Raw genomic sequence first — 218 nt, 5'->3', positions numbered from 1 at the left:
GCCGAGGCCAAGGCCCGCGGCGCCGCGATCCTGGGCATCTTTCACGACGCCGAGGCGCGCGACGCGGTCTGCGACCGGTTGGTGGACGTGACCGGATTCACGCCGGGACGCGCGGCATGATCGCGGCGGTCGTCGGACCATCCGGCGCGGGCAAGGACACACTGATCGCCGCGGCTTGCGCCGCGCGGCCCGATCTGCGCCTGGCGCGGCGGGTGATC

The 218-nt window shown here is 74.8% G+C and carries 2 pseudogenes; both read left to right on the top strand.

Features of this window, described 5'->3' with window-relative positions:
- A pseudogene (locus tag TW83_RS22115) lies at positions 1-120 on the top strand (phosphonate C-P lyase system protein PhnL); the annotation flags it as partial.
- A pseudogene (locus TW83_RS22110) lies at positions 117-218 on the top strand (phosphonate metabolism protein/1,5-bisphosphokinase (PRPP-forming) PhnN); the annotation flags it as partial. The pseudogenes TW83_RS22115 and TW83_RS22110, both read left to right, overlap by 4 nt.

This window comes from Paracoccus sp. S4493 (assembly GCF_000967735.1).
GTDB lineage: Bacteria > Pseudomonadota > Alphaproteobacteria > Rhodobacterales > Rhodobacteraceae > Paracoccus > Paracoccus marcusii.
The sequence above is the reverse complement of the archived record's forward strand: the minus strand, read 5'-3'. Positions and strand labels throughout refer to the sequence as shown.